Annotated in this window: 21 protein-coding genes and 1 pseudogene; 14 read left to right on the forward strand and 8 right to left on the reverse strand. The window is 41.2% G+C overall.

Translation table 11 applies throughout. From position 1 onward, the window contains the following. Positions 1 to 259 precede the first annotated feature (259 nt). From QI031_RS04435 to QI031_RS04445, 3 genes are all read left to right on the forward strand, one after another. On the forward strand, positions 260 to 1,060 hold the full coding sequence (locus QI031_RS04435) for a superoxide dismutase (protein WP_281484005.1): 801 nt from the start codon (positions 260 to 262) through the stop codon (positions 1,058 to 1,060). Positions 1,061 to 1,134: 74 nt separating this feature from the next. Continuing rightward, on the forward strand, positions 1,135 to 1,845 hold the full coding sequence (rpiA, locus tag QI031_RS04440) for a ribose-5-phosphate isomerase RpiA (protein WP_281484006.1): 711 nt from the start codon (positions 1,135 to 1,137) through the stop codon (positions 1,843 to 1,845). A 101-nt stretch (positions 1,846 to 1,946) separates the two neighbouring features. Further along, positions 1,947 to 2,639 (forward strand): Uma2 family endonuclease, encoded by a 693-nt coding sequence (locus tag QI031_RS04445; RefSeq protein WP_281484007.1) that lies wholly within the window; start codon positions 1,947 to 1,949, stop codon positions 2,637 to 2,639. Between the two features lie 327 nt (positions 2,640 to 2,966). On the opposite strand, the gene QI031_RS04450 is transcribed toward QI031_RS04445, so the two are convergent. Then, positions 2,967 to 3,281 carry a hypothetical protein gene (locus QI031_RS04450; protein ID WP_281484008.1) on the reverse strand — a complete coding sequence of 105 codons (315 nt, stop codon included), beginning with the start codon at positions 3,279 to 3,281 and terminating at the stop codon, positions 2,967 to 2,969. A gap of 620 nt (positions 3,282 to 3,901) precedes the next feature. Here QI031_RS04450 and QI031_RS04455 point away from each other — a divergent pair. From QI031_RS04455 to QI031_RS04470, 4 genes are all read left to right on the forward strand, one after another. Further along, positions 3,902 to 4,030 carry a hypothetical protein gene (locus QI031_RS04455; protein ID WP_281484009.1) on the forward strand — a complete coding sequence of 43 codons (129 nt, stop codon included), beginning with the start codon at positions 3,902 to 3,904 and terminating at the stop codon, positions 4,028 to 4,030. Between the two features lie 509 nt (positions 4,031 to 4,539). Continuing rightward, positions 4,540 to 5,235 (forward strand): acyltransferase, encoded by a 696-nt coding sequence (locus tag QI031_RS04460; RefSeq protein ID WP_281484010.1) that lies wholly within the window; start codon positions 4,540 to 4,542, stop codon positions 5,233 to 5,235. Between the two features lie 386 nt (positions 5,236 to 5,621). Then, the gene (locus QI031_RS04465; protein WP_281484011.1) at positions 5,622 to 5,738 is read left to right on the forward strand and encodes a photosystem II reaction center protein I; all 117 of its coding nucleotides are present in this window, start codon (positions 5,622 to 5,624) and stop codon (positions 5,736 to 5,738) included. A gap of 218 nt (positions 5,739 to 5,956) precedes the next feature. Further along, entirely contained in the window at positions 5,957 to 8,437 is a 2,481-nt protein-coding gene (locus tag QI031_RS04470; protein ID WP_281484012.1) for a DUF3769 domain-containing protein, read from the forward strand. Position 8,438: 1 nt separating this feature from the next. Here the strand turns inward: QI031_RS04470 and QI031_RS04475 are convergent. Beyond that, positions 8,439 to 8,669 (reverse strand): annotated as a pseudogene (locus tag QI031_RS04475) (fasciclin domain-containing protein); the annotation flags it as partial. Positions 8,670 to 9,057: 388 nt separating this feature from the next. Between QI031_RS04475 and QI031_RS04480 the strand changes: the two are divergent. The 3 genes from QI031_RS04480 to QI031_RS04490 all read left to right on the forward strand — a co-directional run bounded on the left by QI031_RS04480 (position 9,058) and on the right by QI031_RS04490 (position 12,496). Beyond that, complete coding sequence (locus QI031_RS04480; protein ID WP_281484013.1) at positions 9,058 to 9,297, forward strand: DNA-directed RNA polymerase subunit omega; 240 nt, start codon at positions 9,058 to 9,060, stop codon at positions 9,295 to 9,297. Between the two features lie 257 nt (positions 9,298 to 9,554). Continuing rightward, entirely contained in the window at positions 9,555 to 10,145 is a 591-nt protein-coding gene (locus tag QI031_RS04485) for a hypothetical protein (protein WP_281484014.1), read from the forward strand. A 251-nt stretch (positions 10,146 to 10,396) separates the two neighbouring features. After that, positions 10,397 to 12,496, forward strand: coding sequence for a protein kinase domain-containing protein (locus QI031_RS04490; RefSeq protein ID WP_281484015.1), 2,100 nt, complete (start codon positions 10,397 to 10,399; stop codon positions 12,494 to 12,496). A 97-nt stretch (positions 12,497 to 12,593) separates the two neighbouring features. On the opposite strand, the gene QI031_RS04495 is transcribed toward QI031_RS04490, so the two are convergent. Continuing rightward, on the reverse strand, positions 12,594 to 12,821 hold the full coding sequence (locus QI031_RS04495) for a DUF6887 family protein (RefSeq protein WP_281484016.1): 228 nt from the start codon (positions 12,819 to 12,821) through the stop codon (positions 12,594 to 12,596). Then, positions 12,805 to 13,098, reverse strand: coding sequence for a DUF6888 family protein (locus tag QI031_RS31680; protein WP_425526006.1), 294 nt, complete (start codon positions 13,096 to 13,098; stop codon positions 12,805 to 12,807). Before QI031_RS31680 ends, QI031_RS04495 begins: the two co-directional genes overlap by 17 nt. 173 nt (positions 13,099 to 13,271) lie before the next feature. Here QI031_RS31680 and QI031_RS04500 point away from each other — a divergent pair, with 173 nt between their 5' ends. Together QI031_RS04500 and QI031_RS04505 are read left to right on the forward strand one after the other, a co-directional pair. Then, complete coding sequence (locus QI031_RS04500) at positions 13,272 to 13,865, forward strand: Uma2 family endonuclease (protein WP_281484017.1); 594 nt, start codon at positions 13,272 to 13,274, stop codon at positions 13,863 to 13,865. A 939-nt stretch (positions 13,866 to 14,804) separates the two neighbouring features. Beyond that, on the forward strand, positions 14,805 to 15,770 hold the full coding sequence (locus QI031_RS04505; RefSeq protein WP_281484018.1) for a DUF1517 domain-containing protein: 966 nt from the start codon (positions 14,805 to 14,807) through the stop codon (positions 15,768 to 15,770). A 310-nt stretch (positions 15,771 to 16,080) separates the two neighbouring features. On the opposite strand, the gene QI031_RS04510 is transcribed toward QI031_RS04505, so the two are convergent. Both QI031_RS04510 and cobU read right to left on the reverse strand, forming a co-directional pair. Next, positions 16,081 to 16,512 carry a hypothetical protein gene (locus QI031_RS04510; RefSeq protein ID WP_281484019.1) on the reverse strand — a complete coding sequence of 144 codons (432 nt, stop codon included), beginning with the start codon at positions 16,510 to 16,512 and terminating at the stop codon, positions 16,081 to 16,083. 56 nt (positions 16,513 to 16,568) lie between these two features. Continuing rightward, positions 16,569 to 17,117, reverse strand: a complete 549-nt coding sequence (cobU, locus tag QI031_RS04515; protein ID WP_281484020.1) for a bifunctional adenosylcobinamide kinase/adenosylcobinamide-phosphate guanylyltransferase — start codon at positions 17,115 to 17,117, stop codon at positions 16,569 to 16,571. A 507-nt stretch (positions 17,118 to 17,624) separates the two neighbouring features. On the opposite strand from cobU, the gene argJ reads away from it, so the two are divergent. Together argJ and QI031_RS04525 are read left to right on the forward strand one after the other, a co-directional pair. Further along, positions 17,625 to 18,938, forward strand: coding sequence for a bifunctional ornithine acetyltransferase/N-acetylglutamate synthase (gene argJ, locus QI031_RS04520; protein ID WP_281484021.1), 1,314 nt, complete (start codon positions 17,625 to 17,627; stop codon positions 18,936 to 18,938). Positions 18,939 to 19,397: 459 nt separating this feature from the next. Further along, complete coding sequence (locus tag QI031_RS04525; protein WP_281484022.1) at positions 19,398 to 20,051, forward strand: MotA/TolQ/ExbB proton channel family protein; 654 nt, start codon at positions 19,398 to 19,400, stop codon at positions 20,049 to 20,051. Positions 20,052 to 20,180: 129 nt separating this feature from the next. Here QI031_RS04525 and QI031_RS04530 read toward each other — a convergent pair whose 3' ends face one another. Then, complete coding sequence (locus QI031_RS04530; RefSeq protein ID WP_281485930.1) at positions 20,181 to 21,425, reverse strand: ABC transporter substrate-binding protein; 1,245 nt, start codon at positions 21,423 to 21,425, stop codon at positions 20,181 to 20,183. A gap of 65 nt (positions 21,426 to 21,490) precedes the next feature. Next, a complete protein-coding gene (locus tag QI031_RS04535) occupies positions 21,491 to 22,747 on the reverse strand; it encodes an FGGY-family carbohydrate kinase (RefSeq protein WP_281484023.1) in 1,257 nt (418 codons plus the stop codon). Positions 22,748 to 22,788 lie beyond the last annotated feature (41 nt).

The raw sequence follows: 22,788 nt of genomic DNA on the forward strand, positions 1-22,788 counted from the left end.
AGGGAACACTTCGGCTACGCTCAGTGCATCGCAGGGAATAGCCAAGAAGGGATAAAGCGAAAAGTCAAGCCAGTCTCGTGGGTGGCTTTGCCGACTTGAGAGAACTGGCGTTGTGCGTCTCGGTTTCCGGGCGCAGAACTTTTCAAGACAATGTACTGAATCTTGTTCAAAAATCAAATAGGAGTCCTATATATTTTTGTCTGCTCGTTAAACAATAGTAAAATTTTTATAATTTCAGCAAAAATTTAATACACAGCCAATGTTGATCACAAAAATTAGACAAAAAGTAACTGCTTTTCTATTTACAGTCGTATTGGGGATTCTACTAGTTTCTTGTCAACCAGTACCATTAGCTGGTTCTCAATCTCCCACAGTAACTCCGACTCCTACTGAATCGCGTCCTCCTGTAGCTTCGACTCAAAATGAATTAAGTGCTAACCCAGCCAAGCTACCGCCATTACCTTACGATTATGGGGTACTAGGAAAAGCAATTGATGCTGAAACAATGAAATTGCATCATGACGCGCACCATGCAAGCTATGTCAGTAAACTGAATGACGCTTTAAAAAATTATCCAAATCTGCGAAAAAAAAGTGTTGAAGCTTTGTTGAAAGATTTAAACAGTGTGCCAGAGGATATTCGCACAAAGGTACGCAATAACGGCGGTGGACACGTCAACCATACAATGTTTTGGCAGATTATGAGTCCTCAAGGTGGTGGAGAACCAAAAGGAGCGATCGCTAAAGAAATTAACCAAACCTTTGGCAGTTTTGATGACTTTAAAAAACAATTTAATGCAGCAGGTGGCGATCGCTTCGGTAGTGGTTGGGTGTGGCTAGTACGTAACCCCCAAGGTAAACTCCAAATCACCACCACAGCAAATCAAGATAGCCCAATTACAGATGGTGCATATCCAATCATGGGTAACGATGTTTGGGAACATGCCTATTATCTGCGCTATCGCAACCGTCGCGGTGAATATTTAGATAATTGGTGGAATGTAGTCAACTGGCCAGAAATTGACAAGCGATCGCAACTTTCATTGCAACAGCGCGGTTAACATCCAGTAAAGCGAAAAATGTACGTAACTTTAGGTTATGTTCATTTTAGAAGTTTTATGGAGCAGATTTGGGCATGACCGCAGCAGCAGACCCAGTAAAGTTGATGAAGCAAGAAGTTGGCAAAGCCGCCGCCGCCCTGGTAAAGTCAGGTTCAATAGTCGGTTTGGGTACAGGCTCAACCACAGCTTATACAATTCAGTTTTTGGGCGATCGCCTCAAGTCTGGTGAAATTAAAGATATCGTGGGCATCCCTACTTCTTTTCAATCAGAAGTTTTGGCCAAGCAGTACGGTGTTCCTCTTACCACCTTAGACGCTATTGACCACATTGATATTGCGATCGATGGCGCTGATGAAGTTGATCCCCAAAAAAATCTCATCAAAGGTGGTGGTGCAGCACATACCCGCGAAAAAGTAGTCGATTACTTGGCAGAACAATTTATCGTTGTGGTTGATAGCGGTAAGTTAGTTGATCGTCTGGGATCAAGTTTCGCCGTACCAGTAGAAGTGATCCCAATGGCTATTACCCCCGTGATCAATGCAATTAAAAAACTTGGCGGAAAACCAGAACTCCGCATGGGTGTAAAAAAAGCTGGGCCAGTCATCACCGATCAAGGCAACATGGTTGTAGATGTTAGATTTGATTCAATTGACGACCCAGTTAACCTGGAAAAAACATTAAATAATATTCCAGGAGTCTTAGAAAATGGCATCTTCGTCAACTGTGTAAACTTGGTTTTAATTGGCGAAGTTAAAGACGGCAAACCCTTAGTCAGAGAACTATAGATTTTCCTTAGTGTCTTAGTGTCTTGGTGGTTCAAAAATCATCACCACTAAGTCACAAAGACACTAAGATGTTAAATGCAAGCTACAACTCTTTCTGAGATATGGCTGATTCTGTGAAACATGGCTTCAATAATAACGCTTTGATTCCTCCTTTAGAAAGTGGCGATCGCTTAAACCGTCACGAATTTGAGCGCCGCTATACAGCAATGCCTCATATTAAAAAAGCAGAACTAATAGAAGGAGTCGTCTACTTGGCATCACCTCTACGTTTTAGAAGTCATGGACAACCTCATGGACAGTTAATTACTTGGTTGGGAGTTTATCAAGTTTGCACTCCAGGCGTAGCGCTAGGCGACAATGCTACCGTTCGTTTGGATTTAGACAATGAACCACAACCTGATGTTTTGCTGTTGATAGATAAACCAGCAAGAGGACAAGCACAAATTAGTGAAGATGACTATGTAGAAGGCGCACCGGAATTAGTAGCGGAAGTAGCAGCCAGTAGTGCATCTATTGATTTGTATGACAAAAAACGCGCCTACCGCCGCAATGGCGTACAAGAGTATATTGTCTGGCAAGTTTTAGAGAACAAACTTGACTGGTTCTATTTACAAAATGGTGAATACTTACCACTTGTGGCAGATGCAAACGGTATTATTAAGAGTCAAGTATTTCCTGGTTTATGGTTATCGATTAACTCGTTAATTACAGGAGATATGACTAAAGTTTTAGCAGTGTTGCAACAAGGGTTAAATTCCTCAGAACACACACAATTTGTGCAGCAGTTAGCTTAATAAAACTTTAGAGAAATATATAGCATTCAACCTGAATTGGTTCAACTTCAACCAATCAGTACTTGATTCTCAAGGACATGTAATTGATAAGTAAGTCGGTGAAATAAAACCAAACTATGTAAATATTAAAGTAAATAAGGCTCAAACTCTTTCTCCCCCTGCCTCCGGTCACTGAGTTTCGACTACTTCGACTTCGCCCTTCGGCTACGCTCAGGCTAAACTCAGTACAAGTGCGCTCAACTACCGCATAGCCGAAGTGCTGCTTCTCTTCTTCCCCTGCCCCCCTGTTTTATTCTTTGACAGGAGGGCGCTTTTTCCATAGACAATCTATGCACCCAAAGAAGGTTGATCTTGAGGCATAGTCAGAGCCATAGCTGCTGCAAAAGCCATCTCTGCTGCCATTTGATAAGCAAGTTTGATATTAGATGTAGTATCTTTATTATGGGAAGAACGAAAAGTTTTGCGAGTACGCGATTCTTCTTTAACATCACCAGCCACAACAGCTCGCTGCAAAATGATATAGGCATCTAGGTCTTCTGAGTCGTAACTTGTTTGCAGTAGCACTTGTATCTGGTTTTGGTCTGCCACGCTCAAGTAGCCAGTAGTTAAAGCTTGTTGAACAATTTCTTTAATTAAAACCATAATCTTAAACCAAGTGTGTGAGTTAACAGTGATGCCTTTGTGTACGAGTTAGCTGTTGTGTGTGTAGATTTTGTCAATAATTTATAATGAATAGATACCAAAACACATCACCCATTTGGATCACCTGATCGGGTGATTGACACATTTTGGATTATAGGCAGTGATAAAAACCTTTTAACTTTGTTGGTTGTTTAAAAACCTCAGTTGTAAAAAGTATCGCAGATATCATTTTTACTTTAAATAATGTAGCAAATAATTCCTTTACTATTTTAGAGTAACTTGAATAGCTTCCGGATGTATAAGCCTAGATAATGATAAATTATCAATTGTGTTTCTTGTAGATGTTTAATATATATCAATTAATCTAAAACTTGCCAATTTCCAACTTGGTAATGTATATTTTTTAGCATGAAGATAAAATATTTGACAATCAAGATTACAAAAGTAATAATGTTGGCTTAATCGTAAATTTTATATATAAACAAAATAGAAGTAAACTTACTTCTTCAGAGTGAACCACTAAAAGGAAAATGTGTTATCGTTATAAACAACTATTATTAAAAAACATTAATGTAGTTATAATTGTGACTTGGTTGGTATGTAAATCATCGGTGTGCAACATGGTTAGAGCAGCATACTCTAGAAATTCGTTGCAAGAAAGTCGTCATCGCAGTCGAGGAAGTGCTTACTTGTTTGCACCGATGGTGAATTTTAATGTGATGGCTGAAGTTGGCGATACTCCACCCTAATGGAGTTTTACTTAGATAAAATACTCAAAATAATTAAACAATAATCACATTTTGGTGGATAGAATAAATTCTCCTCATAATTTGAGATCTTTCCATAAAAATGTAGGAATGTTGAAAACATCGTGAAATTGGGTTTTTGAAAAAGAAAAAACTCAACTTTATTGATAGGAAATAGCTTGAGGCTCAACAACTGTATTGACCGTGCATCCAGCTATTCATATCATTTTGTCTCTAACACCCAATTTTTTAAATTCTGAGGCTAGACGCTGTAACTCACTAAAGTATTAGTTTGGGAATGCATCCCGAAAAAATATCAATATCATTACTTTGATATTGAAACACTGGGACAAAGTTTTTTGTCGGCCAAGACGATTGATGTGCAGGTAAATTTGGAAAACTTTGTATTCCTGAAAACTAAATTCTTAAATTGATAGCAGGATAAGCACTACTACCAGAAATAACAGATATTCAATACTGTCAACAACAATTCATTTGAGACATATTCAGCCATGAATAACAAGCGATACTCCTCAAAATGGCAGCGCTTACAAGAACTATTAGTAGTCACTTTGTTAGGAGATATTCCTACCATTGCTTTAGGCCCAAAGTTGCGAAATTTGATATATCGCAGAATTTTTGCTCGGATGGGCAACCCAGTTTATATTCAAAATGGTGTTGAATTTATTAGCGCTGACTGTATTGAAATAGGCAAGGGAGTATACCTTTTTAAGGGTGTGCGTATTGATGCCAAAGGACACCAAAATAATCGGGTGTATCTAGATAATGGAGTTGCCATTGAGCGTAACGTTGATATCGGGTGTATGGAAAACACTTACATACATATTAGTGAAGAAACCTTTATCGGAACCGATGTCTGTATTGCTGGGCCTGGAAACATCAAAATTGGTAAACGTTGTATGATAGCAGCCCACTCTGGCATATATGCTAACCAACATAATTTTACAGATCCACTAAAGCCAATCAAATATCAAGGTATTACTCGCAAGGGCATTGTGATTGAAGATGATTGTTGGTTAGGGCATGGAGTAACAGTATTAGATGGTGTTACTATCGGTCAAGGCAGTGTTATTGGCGCTGGAGCCGTTGTCAATAAAGATATTCCTCCCTTTTCTGTTGCTGTAGGCGCGCCTGCGCGAGTGATCAAAAGCCGAATTGCCAAGGATTTAGTCACATCTTCTGACTGAAAAACTCTAAGAAGTCGGTGCAACTGGAAACTTGTTGTTGTTAGTGAACGTCACCAAATTAAACAGCTAAAAACGACCTTTTCAGGTGCATCTACAAGAGCAGACAAATCATATAGCCCAACTTGCGTAAACTCGCATCCCTGTCTTTTAAATGCAGCACGGTTTTCTTACCAAGCTACTGTATTGCTGATTTGCGATCGCGTGTTTGCAAACAAAAGGTACTTTGTGATTGAACTGTATCTAGTTAAGTAGCCAAAGGTTCTCCACTTTGACCAGAGTCATCTAAAAAAGGGACGAGATTTGGGTAATATAAAGGAACTATCTTTTTCTGCATGGCGGATACCAACAGAAAAGCTCTGTTTCTCATAACCCTTGGAGATATTTCTATGGTGACTTTAAAAATCGCTGTTTATATTGTTGTTGCTTTCTTCGTGAGTATCTTTATCTTCGGATTTTTGTCAAATGACCCAGCTCGTAACCCCGGTCGTCGGGATGCAGAGTAATTCCCGATAATTATCCGCGACTGCCGGTAGGCGAAAAACACCAGACTTAAGAACACTTGTTTCAACGGGACGGCAGTTGCTGATGACTCTTTGCAACGCAGTGTTTTCTTCCGGGCGGTTTGCTGCTTGTAAGCAAAAAGCAAAATCGGAAGGCTAAAAGTGTAAATTCCTCCTTCCGGCTATCAATTGGCTATTTGCTAGCTTGATTGTTCCTAGATATGCTGCATTCAGTTCCACCGCCCGCACTGCTTCCCGTTACCGAACCTGTACAAACTGCAAATTCTATCTCATTTGCTAGTAATCTTCAGTTTCCTTCTGTCGTAGGAACTGAAAGTAGTACTTCAGAAAATTTAACAAAAGCCCATACACAAAAGGAAACGCCACAAATACCAAGTGTGCGGCTACTAACTACCACTGAAGCTACTAGAAATAACTCAGTAGCACCTAACTCTCTAGAAACCCTCCCTCCAGAATTTCCTCCTGTCAACGTCTCTAGGAGTGCTGCCAATTTGGGGCAACCCCAGGTAGTGGGCTATCCCCAAGCCTCTAATTCTGATGACGGCAGTAATTCAAATTTACCTATTGTTCCCAGCCTCACAAACAGTAGAAACTCATTACCAACCAAAACGCCAGTCTTAGCTGAAAAATTAGCTCCAACAGCACAACAGGCTTCCGGAAAAATCAATATTTCTGTATCTACTGCTGATTATTCACCAAGTTCTCAACCAGTAAGAAATACTATACAATTTAAGTCTCGCAGCCCGATAAACACATCTGCAACGCCTTCTACTATAGAGTTTAACTCAACTCAACAAACTGCACCCGCACCTGCCCCTACGCCTCCAGCCAGAATGAGAGTTGTAGAAGTCACATCAGATCAGCAGGTATATGACGAACAACGGCGAATTGTCACAGCACAAGGTAATGTGATAGTGCGCTTTGATGGGGCAGTCATAGATGCCGATCGCTTGCAAGTAAATTTAGACAATTTAATTGCCGTTGGGGAAGGTAACGTAGCCTTGACAAGGGGCGATCAGGTATTACGAGGACAACGTTTTACCTATAACTTTGTCCAAGACAGTGGAGAATTAGAAAATGGTAGGGGAGAGATTAATATCCCCTCAGCCCAAACAGACTTTGCTTTCTCACCTAATGATGTCACAGCAGGTAGTGTACCCCAGCGTCCTCCAAGCGATCGCATTCGGGCTAATCAGCCTACTACTGGTGTCAGTAGTCCGGGAGGAGTTGATTTTGTGTTAGGTGGTAGGCCAGATGCGAGAAACCTTGCATCACCCAAAGCAGGGGGTGTAGTCAAGCGAGTACGGTTTGAGGCTGCACGAATTGAATTTTACCCGCGCGGCTGGCAAGCTAGGGATGTGCGGCTGACTAATGACCCGTTTTCGCCGCCAGAACTAGAACTGCGAGCAGATAAAGTAACTCTGACGCGGGAAGCACCGTTAGTAGACCGCATCAAGACAGAGCGCCAGCGTTTAGTATTTGATCAGGGGATCACTATCCCGATTCCAGTAGATCAGCAGATTATTGACCGTCGCGAAAGAGAAGTTACACCTGCGCTCGTCTCCCCTGGTTTTGACGGAGATAAACGGGGTGGTTTGTTTGTAGAACGCGGCTTTACACCAGTAGATACAGAACAAACCCGCTGGACAATTACACCCCAGTTTTTTGTGCAGAAAGCTGTGCAAGAAGGCACAAGTGATATATCCTCGCTATTTGGTGTCAAAACAAAACTAAGTGCTGTTTTGAGTCCACGAGCTTCACTCCGAGGTTCTGGGGAATTGACCAGTTTAAATTTAAATAAATTAGATGAAAATTTACGGGCAAGTTTGCGATTGCGCCAACAACTAGGCGATATCAATCCCCACATCTTGAATTTAGAATACAGCTACCGCGATCGCCTTTATAACGGTACTCTCGGTTTTCAAACTGTCCAGAGTAGTCTGGGTGGTGTAATTATCTCTCCAGTCATTCCTTTAGGTAATAGTGGTGTTAACCTCAGCTATCAAGCAGGCGCTCAATATATCAACGCCAACACCGACCGCCAAGACTTGCTAGAAGTCAACCGGGAAAACAATCGCATCTCCCTAGGTCGCTTACAAGCCAGCGCTGACCTCAGTACTGGTGTATTGTTGTGGCAGGGTAAACCACTACCACCTACACCGACTGAGGGATTAAAATACACAGCTAATCCTGTAGTTCCTTACTTGCAAGCTGTAGCTGGTGTTACAGCCACTAGTAGTTATTACACTAATGGAGACAACCAAACCACTCTAACTGGTAGAGTTGGCTTGGTAGGACAGGTGGGTCATTTTTCTCGCCCCTTTTTAGACTACACGGCTTTTAATGTTATTTATTCCCAAGGCGTAAACAATGGCTTATCGCCCTTTTTGTTTGATCGTTCTGTAGATAATCGAGTTTTAAGTGCTGGAATTTCCCAACAAATTTACGGGCCATTACGCTTAGGCTTTCAAACATCAGTTAACTTGGATACAGGTGAAGAAAGTAGTACCGACTACATTTTAGAATACAGCCGCCGCACTTATGGTCTTACCTTGCGTTACAATCCGGTGTTGGAATTAGGCGGTATCAGCATCCGGATTAGTGACTTTAACTGGGCTGGCGGTACTGATCCATTTTCTGATGTTAAACCAGTTGTAGGTGGTGTGCGACAGGATTATTAATTAAAGCTTCAGATCTGACATCACCAAAAGCAACATGATACATCAATATCTTTTTCAACTTATGGATGTCTTGCAGTAGAGAATCTAAACTCCAGTGTGGTAGTTGAGCAAAAGCTTCATCAGTAGGTGCAAAAACTGTCAGAAAATCAGGACTTTTGAGAGTTTCTACAAGTTTCGCCGCTTTAGCAACTTCTATTAAGAGAAAGGTTAGTTGCAGTTGAGCATACAGCAGTAGATTTATTTACGCTACACGGGTCAGTTGTCAGTTGTCAGTTGTCATACCATTTCACGAAATTATTGATACAAATTACTTTTCTTACTCCCCCTGCCTTTGGTCACTGAGTTTCGACACTTCGACAGGCTCAGTGCGGCGCTGCGCGGCAGTTGAGCGTAGCCGAAACTCAACTACCGCGTAGCCGAAGTGCTGCTTCCCCAGCTTGCCCAAATGTATCAACTTTAAAGTGAAAAGGTATCAGCGGTGCATTGAGTTTCGACTACTTCGACTTCGCTCAGTACAAGTGCGCTCAACTACCGCGTAGTCTAAGTGTCGAAGTGCTGTCCCCCTGCTTCTTCTTGACTAGTACTGCTAAACTGGGGAATAACCACAACAACCACTGAATATGCTAAAGCGTTCTAAGTTCGAGACCACTCAGTCTCAAATTATGCATCGTGCCGAAGATTTGATTGGTGCAGCCTCAAATCGTTATCGCATCACAGTTCAGGTGGCAAATCGTGCCAAACGTCGGCGTTACGAAGACTTTGATAATCCTGCGGAAGATGTAATGATGAAGCCAGTACTGAGGGCAATTATCGAAATGTCTGATGAACTAACTCAACCCGAAATTATTGGCGAATTATAAAATTTTGTCAGTGGTCAGCGATGCCTGAGTTTCGATAATTTAACAGGTTCAGTGCAGCGCTACGCGGTAGTTAAAGTGTGGTTAGTAGTCAGTGGTAAAGAGAAAAGTCTAATGGGAGGATACTCTTACCAGAGAACTTTTCAATCACATGTTTTTAAGGCCACTGGAGTATTAAACCAGATAAAAAACAACTGACAACTGACTATTGACAACTGACCCGCGTGGCGTAAGTAAAAAATGGCTTTAGAGAAGGTAGGATGAGCAAAAAATCATCGTTCATTCAAGTCTTACTCCAGCCTTGGCAGGCACTCACTGTCTTAATGGTGGTGAGTGTACTTGTTTTAGGTTTAGGAGTGGGTAAATTAATGCCAACAAATTTACTTGGCATTTCATCAGCCCTAGCTCAAAGAGTAAGTCCTGGAGACGTTTGGCAGCAAGTGTATCAGCAATTGCCCGACTTACCCAAGGAAAATAAGTATAACCGTAAAGATTCGGGGAAAGTTGCCGACAATAACACCTTAGCAAGTCGTCTAATTCGTTATCACATCTATATAAAAGGACGTTCCCCGATTTATCGCTTAGATTGGAAGCTGACTTTGGCTGATTACCTGGGTGTCAATGAAATTATGTATGACACCACCTATCCAGGTAATGATACATTACAACAAAATCCGATCGCAGGCGATCGCACCGCCATCAAAAACCTGACTCGTCAGCAAAGAAACGCTTTAGTACAAGTTTTAGTTAATATCTTTAATCCCAGTTCTCCAAATACTCAAGTTCCCAGTCCCAGTCCATCAACGCCTTCACAGCAGCCCCAACGAGGAGGTGCTGATCTATTAAAATAACTAAGTATCAAAGCTTGCAAAAATAAACACAACTCCTGTTTAGTTATCTAACGGAATAGTTGGACATTTCTAAAGCTATTTGATCACATTTGGCAGACACGCACACAGGCTTGTGCTTGTTCATTTGTTAGATTTATCATCTGTTCCTCAATTGTGATATGAGTAATAATAAGCGTTAATTTTGCGGTTTCTACCAAGAGTGGATTGTGTTTAAGCGATAATAAATACATTTCCCCACAGAAGCGTAGTTTATGACCTGCTGCCTGAACTCAGCTTGCCACAATCCGCCCAACCCTGATGGCACAATGTTTTGCTCTAACTGTGGTACAGGGTTAGTCGTGTTGAGAAACCACTATCGCCCGATTAAATCATTAGGTGGTGGGGGATTTGGTAAAACTTATTTGGCAGAAGATATAGACAAACTAAATGAGCATTGTGTCATCAAGCAATTTGCACCGCAAGTACAAGGAACAGCATCACTCAACAAAGCCACAGAATTATTTGAGCAAGAAGCAAAGCGACTGCAACAACTAGGAGAACATTCACAAATTCCGACATTGTTGGCGTACTTTGAAGAAGATACTCGCCTGTATTTGGTACAGCAATTTATCAACGGGCAAAATTTATTAGATGAATTAAAAAAGCAGGGACTTTTTAACGAGCAAAAAACCAGAGAATTATTGCTCGATTTGTTATATATTCTCAAAACAGTTCATCAACACAAAGTCATTCACCGCGATATCAAGCCAGAGAATATCATTCGTCGCAGTGATGGCAAGTTGGTGCTAATTGACTTTGGTGCATCTAAGCAACTGACAATGACGGTAATGCCTCGTCCAGGAACAAAAATTGCTTCCTTTGGTTATGCACCGTTGGAACAGATGCAGGATGGTGAAGCTTACCCAGCCAGTGATTTATATAGTGTGGGTGCAACTTGCTTTCACCTGTTGAGTGGAATTCACCCTTATCCACTTTTCCTACAGCAAGGTTACACTTGGGTTGCTAATTGGAGACAGCATTTACCACAACCAGTCAGTCAAGAATTGGGGGAAATGCTGGATAAATTGCTACAAAAAGAATACCAGCAGCGTTATCAGTCAACTGAGGAAGTCTTACAAGATTTAAATCCCCCACCACCTTCAATACCCCCAACTCAATCAGGGATTCCAGCGCAAGCTTTACCACCTGTTATAGTACCTTCTCAACCTCCGATACCAACGCCAGTAGCACCGACAAAGTTACCAGTAAAACTCACGTTAAAACTAAAAGCACGGCAACAAAGATTACTTGCGGGTGTGGCTATTACTCTGGGGGGATTAGTGTTAACCCAGTTCGTTGGCTATGTTCGCTATGGCTTATTTCCAACTAATCCCGTATCTCTAATTGCTAACAAAGATAGCGATGTTTTCTTAAAAAGAACTCTAACAGGGCATTCTTACTGGGTTGGTTCCGTCGCTATAAGCCCTAATGGTAAAACCCTTGTCAGTGGTAGTGGTGACGGAACCATCAAACTATGGAATTTGGCAACAGGAGAGCAAATCCGCACTTTAATAAGGCATTCCAGCCCAGTTAAGACCTTTACCATCAGCCCAGATGGTAAAACCCTTGCTAGTAATGGTGTAATTGATATTCTTGGTAAACGTGATAATGACAAGACCATCAAACTATGGAATCTGGAAACAGGAAAGCAAATCCGCACTTTCATAGGGCATTCTGACTCGGTTAATTCCGTCACCTTTAGCCCAGATGGCAAAACCCTTGCTAGTGGTAGTGGTAGTTTCTCCTTTACTCTTAATAATGCTAATAATAGCAATGACAAGACCATCAAACTATGGAATCTGGAAACAGGAAAGCAAATCCGCACTTTCATAGGGCATTCCTCCTGGATTAATTCCGTCGCCATCAGCCCAGATGGCAAAACCCTTGTCAGTGGTAGTAGTGACGAAACCATCAAACTGTGGAATTTAGAAACAGGAGAGCAAATCCGCACTTTCACAGGACATTCTGAATCGGTTAATTCCGTCGCCATTAGCCCAGATGGCAAAACCCTTGTCAGTGGTAGTAGTGACGAAACCATCAAACTGTGGAATTTAGAAACAGGAGAGCAAATCCGCACTTTCACAGGACATTCTGAATCGGTTAATTCCGTCGCCATTAGCCCAGATAGCAAAACCCTTGTCAGTGGTAGTAGTGACGAAACCATTAAACTGTGGAATTTAGAAACAGGAGAGCAAATCCGCACCTTCACAGGGCATTCTGATCCGGTTAATTCCGTCGCCATCAGTCCAGATGGCAAAACCCTTGTTAGTGGTAGTAGTGACGAAACCATCAAAATTTGGCGGCTAGAGTAGCGTTAGCGGTAGCGGGGCGTTTAGCCCGTACTGAGTTCGCTGTTTTGAATATTTAGCTAGATACAGAACAACTAACCTAAACTATCTGGGTAACTTTTTATTTATCGTCGCTATTTCCCGCGTCAATTCTCTGTTTAATCGCTTCCTCAACTGTGCGAATATTTTCCTCTACTTGTATTCCATCTACTGTAGCAAGCGGAGGCATAATTTTCCATTTCAAACTAGGATGATGAAACAGCACACGCATAGCTTCTAGATCATCGCGGTGTTCTAATACATATTTTCTCAACTCAGGTACATTCATCTCTTCAAAGTTCGGTTTCATCTACAAACCTCCAAGGTTCATGAGAGGGTACGATAATTTGTATGTCCTCACTTGCCAAAATATAGATATCTCCAGTTTTGTCATCGAATCTAAACAACCGGATATCACAATAGTAGTTAGACAACATTTGACAAACTATTAAACAAGTTATAGCTTGCTGTGCATTGGTATATATAGTATTTTCCTCAATTGTGGCATAAATAATATTAAGCTTTAAAGGGTTACAAAATCTCGGCCAACAAATGACAACTTGCAGTGGTAGTCGTGACAAAACCATCAAAATTTGGCGGCTAGAGTAGTAAGTGCTGAGTTAGCAGTTTTGAGTATTTAGCTAGATACAGAAAAAGTAACCTAAACTAATAGAATCTGAATAAATAGCTTAATCAAGATTATCTGGATTTATCTCATCTCAGTTCTATGATAGAAACAAGCCACTCTCTGGTTTAATTTATGTCTCCCCTTGTCTTGGAAAAACCTTCGACCTCTAATACTTCTTACGTTCTTCTATACAATGTCAGTTGGGAACAGTTAGAACAGCTTGATGTCGCCCTTACAGGAACAAGCGCACGACTAACTTATTTAGATGGGATTCTTGAAATTATGTCCCCACTTTCTGACGACCATGAGGATAACAAAAAAACTCTGGCGATGTTGCTGGAAGTTTATATGCGGGCAAAGAATATCCGCTTTTATGGACGGGGAAGTGCAACTATAGGTAAACAAGAAGACAAAACTCGGCGAGAACCAGATGAGTCTTATAATTTAGGCACAAAAAAATCTATTCCTGATTTAATTGTGGAAATAACTGTCACGAGTGGTGGAATTAATAAGCTACAAATTTATCAACGTTTGCGAGTACCTGAAGTTTGGTTTTGCGAAGATGGTTTATTATCAGTTTATTGTCTGCAAGTTGATAGCTATATAAAAGTTCCTAAAAGTACTTTATTGCCTGATTTGGATTTGGATTTGTTAGCAAAATATGCACTAAGGGCTGACCAATATGATGCTGTGACTGAATATAGTGAGATAATCACTAAGGAATAGTAATTCAGCAATTGAATAATCACAACATAAACTTAATCAAGATTATCTGGATCTATGCCAAGCAATGTCTGAAGTTACGTTAAGTTATAATCAGCAGTCCAACGTTTAAAACAAATGAACTGAAAACTTGCCGAAGCACAAGAAAAACTGCCAGAGGTAATTGATACTATTACCTCAGAACCTCAATTAATCTTCAAGCAGTATAAATTTAGTTGCTGCGATTGTAGAACATAAATTTTTTCAATACTTCATGGCTTGGTATCAACAACAAAAAGCCTCTTCCCTCGCAGATGCTTTTGCAGAATTATGTCAACTTTGTGCTGAAGAGAATTACATTTTAGAAACTCCTGAACGATGTAGCGATAAGAGTCTCCTTACTTGAGTAGCTTTTTAACAATAAGAAGCGCCAGAAAGATTTCTGGCTGTAAAACTAAGCGAAGTTACTTAAATTACTGGCGAACAGGTATTGCGATCGCTAGAGCCTCAATCTAACTTACATCTAATGTAACTATAACGGGATAATAGTTTTGTTAGCACTTTTACCGGAGGTGCAAGGGAATAGTTGACAACTGACCACTGACACGAAATTCCGCCCCTTCCAGGAGTGGGATAAGCTTAAAATGCCCCAAAATTTATGCAATTAGGTAGTTAAGTAAGTATCCTCAGACATAAATAATTAATTGATTCCAAAGTTCCCTTGATCAAGAATACGTTCTCAGGTACGGTTATCTACTACAGAAATCCCCCCTTTGCTTGCTGTCTAACCAAGATCAGACGCGGTAAATTGGATATGTAGCCATTAAAGATGAATTTTACAAAAAGCTACAATCAATCAAAATCTCGCTGACTTGTTGCGGGCTAATACAACCCACACCCCGAAACATTTTTGCCAACAGGGGGAGCAACCATTAGCAATACAATTTTTCAAGCGACTGTGCTATGCGTAAAAAACTACAACAAACAATCAAACCGCTGTTAAAAACTTTCTTTGTTCTAAGTCTAGTTTTAGGCTTAGTGCTGAGTCATGCCGATGGAGCATTTGCCCGTGGTAGTGGTGGTAGAATCGGCGGCGGTTCCTTTAGAGCGCCTTCTAGCCGTACCTATACACCGCGTACTTATGCGCCTCGTGGTGGTGGAGGATACTATCCTGGCGGTGGTTTTGGCTTTCCTTTTTTAATTCCCTTCTGGGGTATTGGAGGAGGCTTTGGTGGTCTGTTCAGTATCTTAATTTTCTTGGCGATCGCTAACTTTTTAGTACAAACCTTCCGCCGTGTCGGCAGTGGCGAAGGAGAAGTAGGCTATAGCAGCAATCCTTCTGTTTCTGTGACTCGTTTGCAAGTTGGTTTATTAGCTCAAGCTCGTGATTTGCAAACTGAACTTAACCAAATTGCTGAAACTGCCGATACCAATTCTCCACAAGGCAGAGCAGAAGTTTTGCAAGAAGCTAGCCTAGCTTTGCTGCGCCATCCAGAATACTGGGTATATGCAGGTGGTGGTACACAACAAGCGAAGTTAAATTCAGCAGAATCTCAATTTAACCGTCTTTCATTGGCAGAACGGAGCAAATTTAGCGAAGAAACTCTTTCTAATGTCAATAATCAGCTCAAAGCGGCTCTAAAAAAAGATGCTTTACCGAGCGCTGGTGAAATCGATAATCCAACTAGTTTAATTGCCGAAGGTCCTGGAGAGTATCTAATTGTTACTTTATTAGCAGCTACACTAGGCAAATTTGAAATACCAACAATCAACAGTGCTGATGACTTACGTCAAGCCTTGCGACAAATAGGTGGTATGTCCAGTGAGCAACTTCTGGCCATAGAAGTTCTTTGGACTCCTCAAGCTGAAGGTGATACCTTAACATCTGACGATGTTTTGGCTGAGTATCCTGATTTGAAATTGGTTTAACTACGAGTTATATAAGCAACACAAAGCAGGGTATGTGCTACCCTGCTTTCTTTATTTTCATTAACAGTGGCGGGAAACTCCATCCCTTCGTGGATGGTTAAATTAATTATCAGTTAACAGTGATAACTGATTACTTCTTCCCTATGCCCCCTTCGGGTTCGCAGTCGCCTGCGGAGGGAAACCCTCCCGCAGCGCTGTCTCACCATGCGCCATGCCCTATTCCCTATACTTCGGCTAAATTAAGTACAAGTGTTCTATGTCCGAAAACTTCATCCCACTTGCGGGATGAAGTTTTTTATTATTCTTAAACTCAGGTATTTGGAGATGACTGGGCATTCGCCAAGCGATCGCGAATGACCGATAATTGTTCTTTGGTATTAACTGGATTTCTTGGTGCTGGCAGTTCGGTGTTAGGCCAATTGGGTAAATCGTTGCAAGGACACAACAAAGCCGGCATCCCTACGTTCCGCATAGCTACTGGCATACTGCAACGACTGCAAGGCGCTAGTTCCCATGTTGGCATCAACAGTTCGGCAAGGGTTTCATGAGTACCTTCTAGGTAACAGTCACCAGATTCCGGCAAAAGAATTTTTTGCCAACACTGTTCAAATTCATCGCTATAACCATCGCCTTGGAACACTGATTGGGGCAAAAAGCTTGCCTTACCATTGTTTGTTATTACTCTTTTTCCTAACTGAAACCAGTAGGCTAGATATCTTTTGACTTCTTGTTTTGTTGCCATACCATGATTTTAAATTTTAGATGAGCAATTTTGGGTTTTGAATGCTTAATTTTGAATTAAGATTTTGGTGCTGGCAAAGGTGAACCAAGGACACTGAGATTGAGAACATGTCCACCTGTGACTAAATAGACAACCTCGCAAATTGTGCCTAACTGACGCACTAAACAACCCAGGCGATCGCGGAATTTCCTACCTAAAGGATAAGCTGGTATTATGCCCCAGCCTGTTTCTTCTGCTACGAATAGCATATCAGCAGCAACTAGTTGTACTGTTTCTAAAAATTCTGATAGCGTATTTTCCCAGTCCACCTCATCTTGTTCCAAAAGGTTAGCTACCCAAGTTCCCAAAGAATCAACTAAAAGGCAAGTATTTGGCTTGGCATCAGCAAGAGTGGCAGAAAGTTCTATTGGAACAGCAAGTGTTACCCAGTCTTCGGGACGGCGTTGTTGATGTTTGTGAATGCGTTGATGCCACTCTTCGTCCGCTGGGTCTTCGAGAGCCGTTGCTACATAAACAACCATTTTTCCTGATTGCATTGCCAGCAATTCTGCCCATTCACTTTTACCAGATCTGGCTGGACCTGTAACTAAGATAACTTCACCCACAGCTATTTTCTGGCTCCTGATTACTTTCTTTCTACTACAACCTGATGCCACTTAATTTATTCACTATATATAGCGCTTCTCGGTTGTGTGCAATACACTCCTTTCAGAAAAAGGGTCTAGGAACTAGAGGCTAGAGTAGTGTATTTTATTTTTTTAGCCATACAACACGTTAAATGTTCAATTAGTAGTGAGCAAAGTTACAATTTCTAATTGTAGTTTTTGAGGTTCAACATACCAGGAACTTTCTTTATCAGATTTATACCAAAAAAATAAATGATGGGTATTACTCCTCATGGCAAAAGTGATATACTGTGCTAAGTAGATGCACCCTGATGATCTGGAGAGCTGCTTAAGTAGCTCTCTTTTTTTGAGTTTTGATAGTTATTCTGTAAGCATTTGGGATGAAATGAGCAGTTATTAATAACTAACAACTAACCATTAAACTAATGAGTAATACTTGGTATAATCACCAGTCGAGCGCCTATTATAGTTGTAAGGTAAAGAATAATGGCAGACTGGCAAGAAATTACTGGAGGTGTCACAGCTCCAAGGGGATATCAGGCAGCTGGAATAACCGCAGGACTAAAACCTTCAGGATTGCCTGATTTAGCCTTAATATTGTCGGATGTTGAGGCGATCGCAGCTGGTGTATTCACTACTAGCCAAGTCAAAGCCGCCTGTGTAGATTATTGCCGCCAACGCTTGCAAGCTAAACATGGCGTTCGGGCAATTCTTTGTAATGCTGGACAAGCAAACGCTGCCACTGGTGAGCAAGGTGTACAAGATGCTCAAGAAAGTGCTGAGTTATTGGCTCGTGAATTGCATATTTCACCATCATCAATTTTACTCGCTTCTACAGGCGTGATTGGTCAACGGATTAAAATGGATGCTCTGCGTCATGGCATTCCTCAGTTAGTAGCTGCGCTTTCTGAAACAGGTTCAGATGCCGCTGCCGGGGCAATTATAACTACAGACTTAGTACCGAAATCTATTGCCCTAGAAACAACCATAAGCGATCGCCCAGTTAGAATTGGTGGCATTGCCAAAGGTTCGGGGATGATTCATCCTAATATGGCAACCATGTTGGCATTTGTTACCTGTGATGCAGTTGTTTCAACAACTTTGTGGCAACAAATGTTAGCTAGGGCAGCTGATAGAAGTTTCAATTCTATTACTGTTGATGGTGATACCAGTACCAATGACAGCTTAATCGCCCTTGCCAATGGTCAATCTCGTACTCCAGCAATTACTGAAATGGGAGCAGAAGCCGAAAAATTAGAGGCGATGTTAACAGCAGTTTGTCAACATTTAGCAAAAGCGATCGCCCGTGACGGTGAGGGTGCAACCTGCCTGATAGAAGTACAAGTGACAGGGAGTCATGATGAACTCTCAGCCCGTCAAATAGCCAAAACCATTGCTGGCTCATCCTTAGTTAAGTCTGCAATCTTTGGACGTGACCCCAACTGGGGACGTATCGCCGCTGCCGCCGGACGTGCAGGTGTGCATTTTGATCAAGAAAACCTGCAAATTAAGTTAGGCGATTTTTTGATGTTAGAAAATGGTCAACCTTTAACCTTTGATCGTGCAGCAGCAAGTGCTTATTTGAAACAAATTGCAGCTGAGTCTTCCTTACCCAAAGATTTTATAGCTACAAATAATAGTAATGATTTGTCTGTAGACAGAAGCATTATACAGTCTCAACGGATTGATAATCCTGTAATCATTGCAGTTAGTGTTGGCAATGGCTCTGGTTCTAGTAAAGCTTGGGGCTGTGACTTGAGTTATGATTATGTGAAAATTAATGCGGAATATACTACTTGATTTGAGAATAAGGCATAAGTTTTGAGATAATTCTACGCCTTTTTTAGCCATAGCGGATCTGATTTTAAGATCAATGAACGGCGCTTAGAGATTTTAGGGGGTTATAATTTATTGCAACAGAATCTTAGTAAACTAGATATACTAAAATGCTTAGATAGAAATATCAAGTAATAAAAAACTCTGTTATGGGGCATGGGGCATGGGGCATTGGGCATGGGAAAGGATTACTAATACTACGAAAATATAGCTCTGGAGCAGCTTTATATTACTAATCTCTAATTAGGCTCTAGATTTGATCAATTACGATAAAATCTCTAGAGAGCTTTTAATGGTAATTTTCTCAAGAAAAACAATTGATAAATATTTGCATAAAACTTTATAGACTCTTGAGAAATAATCTCAACTTATATCAGGATTTCTGCTAATCTGTCTGTTATTGATTCATTAACGAGGCTCTAAATGGGAATCAACAATATGTTTACAGCTGGCGGCGTGGTGATGTGGCCGTTACTGGGGTTTTCTGTACTAGCGGTGGCCTTGATTATTGAGCGTATTAGATTTTGGGTCAGAATCAATAGCCGTCAAAGCCGTGTCATCAGAGAGGTTTTGAATCTCTATCGCCTAGAAAATGTAGTTGGTGCAATCGATAAACTGCGACAAAATGCAGATTTACCTCTTGCACGGATTTTTTTAGCAGCCTTGGAATTAGAAGAACCAAATCCCGAAGAGTTTCGTTTAGCCTTGGAAAGTGAAGCACAAGCTGAAATACCTTTACTCAAACGCTTTCAAAATATCTTTGAAACAATTATTGGTCTAGCTCCATTATTGGGTTTGTTGGGTACAGTGTTAGGTTTGATTGCTTCTTTTGCATCCTTGGATATCGGTGATGTGGGAGGAACAAAAACAGCAGCTGTAACTGCTGGGATTAGTGAAGCTTTGGTATCCACAGCATCAGGATTAGTAGTTGCTATATTTACACTTTTATTTGCTAATTCCTTTCGGGGATTGTATGTACGCCAAATGGCGCTGATTCAGGAGTATGGAGGACAACTAGAGTTACTTTACCGCCGTCGCTACGAACGAGGAGAGAAAAGTTATGCGTCTACCAGATGAAGCAGAGATATCAACGTAGATCAATATTGTGCCAATGATTGATGTGATATTTGCGATAAAGGGGCAAAATTAGCGATCGCTACCCAAAAGCTTTAAAATGAATGGGGCATTGGGCATTGGGCATGGTTTTTATTCCATTGTTTTGATTTGTTGATTTGCTGCTTTTTGCGCTCTTTGCATTGCCTGTTGTAATGGTTGTTGTCCTAATAAGGCGCTGACAAATTGGTTATCAAAGTTGTTGACGATCGCAGCTGGATATTTTCCTACCTGCCAAGGTATAGCATAATTTATTCCGGCTACCAATGGCGATCGTAATGGGTCTTGGTCATAACCCAAATTTTGAGCTACCGATTTACGTGTTGGTAATGCAAACCCTGTCCCTGTCCATTTTTGCATTCCGGCTTTGCCAGTCAGGTAAGCAATTAACTCCCAGGCAGCAGCTTTGTGCTGCGATTGTTTGTTCATCACGTAGGCAACGGTAAAGACCATTGTACCTTTTTTACTATTAATCTTAGGTATTTCTGCGGTGGCAAATTTGAGTTGGGGAAAGGTTTCTTGTAGGTAAGGAATTGCCCAATTGCCCTCAATCACCATTGCTACCTTACTCTGACCAAACATTTCACTACCTGAATTAGTCCCAACATCAGATTTTTGGGCAGAGGTACGGTCTTTTTGATACTGATCTACCACTAACTGTAATCCCTGCAAGGCGGCTGCGCTAGCAAAAGCAGCGTTACCATTTTGGTCTACAAGTTGCCCACCAAAAGCTGTAATTTTGTAAGCTTGACGCGCTAACTCTGGACTGACACCAAAGCCGTATCTGTTTAGTTTGCCTGTTAATTGTTGAGAATAGTTGCGTAGTTCATCCCAAGTAGTCGGCGGATTACTCAAACCCGCAGCGGCGAAAGCTGTTTGGTTATAAAACAAAGCGAGGGTGGAATAATCTTTAGGCAAACCATAGATTTGGTTTTGGTATTTGAAACTATTTAGTAAGGTAGGTTCAAAGTCTGCTAAATTAAACTCTGGGGTAATGTAAGCATCTAGGGGTTCTAGAACATTTTGGCTCATTAAAAAAGGAGCTTCTAAGGCATCGAGATAAAACACATCAGGAGCAGCTTCCCCAACCAAACGGGTTTTAATTACATCCATGTATTGGTCGGAAATTACCTCATATTTAACTTTAATTGTAGGATTTTGGGCTTCAAAGTCTTGTAATACTTGTTTTAATAGTTTTTGCTCTACCGGAGAGCCTCCCCAGCCACTGAGTTTGATAGTAGTTGCGGTGGGGGCTGATAATTGTAAACTATGGCAAGCAATAATAGTAATTGCGATCGCAATTACCAATCCCCAAAATTTCCATAAATTCTTTGTGATCACAAACTAATTAAGAATAAGTCGCATATCGTGTGAGTTATGAATTTGTATTCCCTATGCCTATCTTAATTTTTTACACCCCGCATTGCCAATAATGCTGTACCATAAGCAGCTTCTGTATTTACTGACGAAACCACTGGTACTTTTAAATATCGTTGGCGAATTGTAGTCCAGGTCTGATTCGCTGCGCCTTTGCCAGCAGTATAAACACGACTCAAGGGGTCTGCTTGCATAAGCTGTAATAATTTGTATCCTTGCGATTCTATACGGGCAATGCTTTCTAATAGTCCGTGCAGAAATTCGACAGGATCATCTGGACGTGGTGTCAATCGTGGGGGTAGATGAGGATCATTGATGGGAAAGCGATCGCCTGCTTGCAATAATGGATAATAATCTAACTCGCTAGCTTTTGATGCATCAATTTGGCGGCTAAAACTTTCTAACTCAACGTCTGTGAAAAAATACTTCAACACTGCACCCCCAGTATTAGAAGCGCCTCCAGTCAGCCATAAATCACCCAGACGATGGCTGTAAATTCCGTATTGTGAATTTTCTATGCGGGTGCGGCTTAAGAGTTTGATTACCAACGTTGAACCTAAAGAAGTCACCGCTTCCCCAGGCAATTTTGCCCCACTGGCAACAAAGGCAGCAATACTATCAGTTGTCCCAGTACATACTAAACAATCATTGGGTAAACCAAAATTAGCTGCAATTTTCGGACGTAATTCCCTAATAGGACTACCAGGAGGTAAAACTTTGGGTAACTGAATCGGTATTTGCAGATTTTCTAGCCATTTGGGATATTTCAGCTCTTCTACGTCATAACCCAGTTTTAAAGCATTATGATAATCGCTAATAGCCAACTCTCCATGTAGTAGAAATGCTAACCAGTCGGCTTGATGCAAAAAATATCTCGCTTCCGTAAAAGTAGGTTGTTGCGACATCCACAGCAATTTGGCCAGACTAGAGGTGGCACTGATGACTGGATGATTAGCAGGTGCAATGCTTCTTAATTTCTCTATTACAGTTAATCCTCGCCCATCGTTATAAAATAAAGGTGCATCTACAGGTTTGCCAACAGCATCAACCAGCAAGACAGTAGAAGAAGTACCATTAATTGCGATCGCTTTGATTTTTCGCCGCAATTCTTCAGATATTTTAGCTAACAGAGTCAACAATGCCGTCTGCCAATCAGTCACCCAGTCAGAAACATGAGAATTTCCCCAAGGATATCGTGCTTCTGCTTGAATGCAAGCGGCATCATCAATCACCACAGCGCGTGCGCCAGAAGTACCAAAGTCGATCCCCAGATAAAAATTCATAGTTTTATCAATTTTTTAAATTTTTTAATGACTAAATATCT

It is taken from the genome of Halotia branconii CENA392 (genome assembly GCF_029953635.1).
GTDB classification, from domain to species: Bacteria; Cyanobacteriota; Cyanobacteriia; order Cyanobacteriales; family Nostocaceae; genus Halotia; species Halotia branconii.